6 protein-coding genes are annotated in these 4409 nt (G+C 68.6%); all 6 read left to right on the top strand.

The genetic code is table 11. The annotated features are described in order from the left end of the window. Positions 1-334 (top strand): energy transducer TonB (locus AC1D01_RS22450; protein ID WP_477870208.1); only part of this gene is annotated, 334 nt, incomplete at its 5' end. A 105-nt stretch (positions 335-439) separates the two neighbouring features. Then, the gene (locus AC1D01_RS22455; protein ID WP_477870210.1) at positions 440-1297 is read left to right on the top strand and encodes a MotA/TolQ/ExbB proton channel family protein; all 858 of its coding nucleotides are present in this window, start codon (positions 440-442) and stop codon (positions 1295-1297) included. A gap of 33 nt (positions 1298-1330) precedes the next feature. Further along, on the top strand, positions 1331-1759 hold the full coding sequence (locus AC1D01_RS22460; RefSeq protein WP_477870212.1) for an ExbD/TolR family protein: 429 nt from the start codon (positions 1331-1333) through the stop codon (positions 1757-1759). A 30-nt stretch (positions 1760-1789) separates the two neighbouring features. Then, positions 1790-2221, top strand: coding sequence for an ExbD/TolR family protein (locus AC1D01_RS22465; protein WP_477870214.1), 432 nt, complete (start codon positions 1790-1792; stop codon positions 2219-2221). An 8-nt stretch (positions 2222-2229) separates the two neighbouring features. After that, positions 2230-3435, top strand: coding sequence for a tetratricopeptide repeat protein (locus AC1D01_RS22470; RefSeq protein ID WP_477870216.1), 1206 nt, complete (start codon positions 2230-2232; stop codon positions 3433-3435). A gap of 277 nt (positions 3436-3712) precedes the next feature. Beyond that, the coding region (locus AC1D01_RS22475; protein WP_477870218.1) for a glucosamine kinase nucleotide-binding domain-containing protein at positions 3713-4409 on the top strand (697 nt) is incomplete at its 3' end.

A 4409-nucleotide genomic window follows, 5' to 3' on the forward strand; every position in this document is an offset into this window, starting at 1 on the left:
CGCGCCGATGGCGCCTGTGGCGCCGCCCGCTGCCGCGCCCGCGCCTGCTGCGCCGCCGGCACCGGTGTCGGCCGCGGTGGCGTGCTCGAACTTCACGGCGGTGATGGGCGATTCGGGGTTCCCGCGCGAGGCGATCCGCCAGGGGATCGACAAGGGCGAGGTGCTGATCCAGTTCACGCTGAGCGCCAGTGGCGAGATCAAGGACATGAAGGTGCTGAAGTCGACGCACCCGGTCTTTGCGCGCAACAGCCTGAGGGTGGTGGGCGAATACAAGTGCCAGGGCCAGGGCAAGGACGTGCAGGTGCTGGCGCCGTTCAGCTACAAGCTGGAGTGAACGCCCGGGCGACCTGAAGACTCCGCTGGATCACTGACTTTCGTTGCGACGAGGGCCCTGACCGGGGCCATGAATTCACAAATTTCTCTAGAGATTGGAAACACCATGTCTTTGTTTTCTCTGCGCTCACTGACCATGGCTCTGAGCCTTGCTGTTGCCGCCACGGTGTTCGTGGCCCCTCAAGCTGCGCAAGCGCAGGCCTCGGCSCCGGCCGCTGAAGCGCCGGCCSCGGTGGCWGCMCCGGCGGCGCCGGTGGCGGTGCCGGGTGCGGTGACGAAGGAGTCGGTGGACAACCCGTACGGGCTGAGCGCGCTGTGGGCGCAGGGCGACTTCGTGGCGCGCGGCACGCTGATCATCCTGGTGATCATGAGCATGGGCAGCTGGTACATCCTGGTGACCAAGCTGTTCGAGAGCTTCAAGATCAGCGGCGAGGCGCGTGCGGCGCGCAAGAGCTTCTTCAAGTCGGCGAGCCTGAACGACGGCGTCGCGACGCTGAAGGACGGCAGCGCGTTCCGCTTCATTGCCGAGACGGCGATCGAGGCGGGCGACCACCACGAGGGCGAGCTGACCGCGAACATCGACCGCAACACCTGGGTGGGCGTGAGCGTGCAGCGCGCGATCGACAACGTGCAAAGCCGCCTGCAGGACGGCCTGGCCTTCCTGGCGACGGTGGGTTCCACCGCGCCGTTCGTGGGGCTGTTCGGCACGGTGTGGGGCATCTATCACGCGCTGACGGCGATCGGCATTGCCGGCCAGGCGTCGATCGACAAGGTGGCGGGCCCGGTGGGCGAGGCGCTGATCATGACGGCCATTGGTCTCGCGGTGGCGGTGCCGGCGGTGCTGGGCTACAACTGGCTGGTGCGYCGCAACAAGGTGACGATGGAGTCGGTGCGCAGCTTCGGGGCGGACCTGCACGGGGTGTTGCTGGGCAGCCGCTCGACGCTGCGCGGCGGCGGCCGCTGATCGCGACGACCTCCTGAGAAAAGGAGCAACGCGATGGCCATGAACGTGGGTAGTGGAGACGGGGACGACGACGAGGTCGTCTCCAGCATCAACACGACGCCGCTGGTGGACGTGATGCTGGTGCTGCTGATCATCTTCCTGATCACGGTGCCGGTGGTGACGCAGACGGCGCCGGTGAGCCTGCCGAAGGAGACCAACATTGCGCGGGTGACGAAGCCGGAGAACATCGAGATCTCGGTGACGAAGGACGGCGACGTGTTCTGGAACGCGCAGGCGGTGGCGGACAACAACGCGCTGGTGGCGAGGCTGAAGAAGGTGTCGGTGCTGACGCCGCAGCCGGAGATCCACATCCGGGGCGACGAGAAGAGCCGCTACGAGTCGGTGGGTCGGGTGGTGTTCGCGTGCCAGCGCGCGGGCATCCAGAAGATCAGCTTCGTGACGGAACCGCCGCCGCGCGGCTGAGGTCGGACCCCAGAGACAAGGACCAAGCAAATGGGAATGAACGTAGGCTCCGGCRGSGGMAGTGGYGAYCCCGACGTGATGGTGGAGATGAACACGACGCCGCTGATCGACGTGATGCTGGTGTTGCTGATCATGCTGATCATCACGATCCCGATCCAGCTGCACTCGGTGAACCTGAACATGCCCACGGGCAGCCCGCCGCCGCCGCTGCGCGACCCGGTGGTGGTGACGATCGACATCGACTTCGACGGCACGATCCTGTGGAACGGTGAAGTGGTGCCGGACCGCACGGTGCTGGAGACGAAGCTGGCGGCGACGGCGGCGRTCGCCGACCAGCCCGAGGTGCACATCCGCCCGAACAAGCTGGTGGAGTACAAGTCGGTGGCGATGGTGCTGGCCAGTGCGCAGCGGCTCGGGGTGGCCAAGCTGGGCATGGTGGGCAACGAGCAGTTCATCAAGTGAGCACGGCCATGAAGCTGAAACCCCTGGTGGCCGCCGCGCTGYTGGCCGTGGCGCTGACGAGCACGTACGCACAGGACGCGGTGCGCCCGGACATCGGCAAGCCGCTGCAAGCGGCGGGCGACCTGATCAAGGCCGGCAAGTACAAGGAAGCGCTCGCCAAGGTGCGCGACGCCGACGCGGTGCCGAACAAGAACGCGAGCGAGAGCTACACGATCGAGCGCATGCGCATCGCGGCAGCCTCGGGCGCGGGCGATGCGGAGACGGCCGGYAARTCGTTCGAGGCGCTCGCGGCCACCGGCAAGCTGGCGCCGGCCGACAAGCTGCGCATGCTGGAGTCGCTGGCCGGGACCGCCTACCGGGCCAAGGACTACGCGAAGACGATGCAGTGGGGCCAGCGCTACTTCAAGGAAGGTGGCGCGAGCGGCACGGTGCGCACGCTGCTGATCCAGAGCCAGTACCTGGGCGGYGACTTCGCCGGCGCGGCGCGCGAGCTGCAGGTGGAGATCAAYGCSTCSGAGAAGGCGGGGCAGGCRCCGGCCGAAGACCGGCTGAAGCTGCTGGCGAACGCGACGCAGCGCATGAACGACACCAACGCGTACGTGTGGGCGGTCGAGAAGCTGGTGACGTACTACCCGCAGAAGCAGTACTGGACGGACCTGCTGGGGCGGCTGCAGCGCAAGCCGAACTTCAGCGACCGGCTGGCGCTGGACACGTACCGGCTGAGCCTCGCGACGGGGGCGACGAGCGCGCCGGCCGACTACATGGAGATGGTGCAGCTGGCGGTGCAGGCGGGCAGCCTGAACGAGGCGCAGCAGGCGATGGACAAGGGCTTCGCGGCGGGGGTGCTGGGCGTGGGCCCGGAGGCCGAGCGGCACAAGCGGCTGAAGGACYTGGTGGCCAAGCGGCTGGCCGAGGCGAAGGCGGGCCAGGCGCAGGCGCTGACGGAGGCGAAGGCSGCCAAGGACGGCGGCGAGYTGCTGGCGATCGGCCTGGACCAGGTCTACGGCGGGCAGGCCAGGCCGGGGCTGGAGCTGATGCAGCAGGGCATCGCGAAGGGCACGAAGCGGCCCGATGACGCGAAGCTGCACCTGGCGATTGCGCAGCTGGTGGCGGGCGACCATGCGAAGTCGGCCGCGACCTTCCGGACCGTGCAGGGCAACGATGGCACGGCCGATCTCGCGCGGCTGTGGGCCTTGTACGCCCGCAAGAAGTGACTTGACGCCCGGGCTCCCCGCCCGGGCCACAAAACAGTGGCGCGCTCCGGCTTGGACTGGTATCGTTGCCCTCGATCGCCCTGCAACGGGGCGATCCTCCAGACTTGGTGCAGGCACTGCACTGTCTGACAAGCGCATGTAAGCGCTTGAATTCAAACGAAAAATCCTGCTGCTAAGACAACTCTAATACCAATTGACTTATTGGTATTGCTGGTACTAAACTGGTTTCATCGCGGGCTCGATGCCCGCCCATGAACAACGTGCCAGAGAGCAGTCGATGATCGAATACCTGATCGGCGTGGATGGAGGCGGCACCGGCACCCGGGCCCTCGTCGCGCGCCGTGCCGGGGCGGTGCTGGGGCGGGGCGAAGCCGGCCCGTCGGCGCTGGGCCAGGGCATCGAGCCGGCGTGGCAGCAGATCGAGCTGGCGGTCGCCCGCGCCTTCGATGCGGCCGGCGTCGCCCGGCCCGCCCTCGCGCAGTGCGCCCTCGGCGCCGGCCTGTCCGGCATGAGCAATGCGCCGTGGCGCGATGCCTTCCTGGCGCAGAACCCTGGCTACGCAAAGCTGCTCGGCGAGACCGATGGCTTCGCGATGCTCGTCGGCGCGCATGAAGGCCGCCCCGGTGCGCTGCTCGCGGCCGGCACCGGCAGCATCGGCGAGGTGTGGCGCGCCGATGGCACGCGCGCCAGCGTCGGCGGCTGGGGCTTCCCGGTCGGCGACGAAGGCAGCGGTGCCTGGCTCGGCCTGCGGGCGATGCGCATCGCCCAGTGCGCGATGGATGGCCGCCTGCCCACCGGCCCGCTGGCGCGCCGCGTCTGGGCGCAGTGCGGCGAAGACGCCGAGACGCTGCAGGCCTGGTGCGGCCGCGCCGGCCAGTTCGCGTATGCGCAGCTCGCGCCGGCCGTGTTCGACACCGAAGACAGCGACCCGGCCGCCGCGCAATTGCTGGTGCGCGCGGTGTCCGAGCTCGAGG

Source organism: Rhizobacter sp. P3_B12, assembly GCF_056402895.1.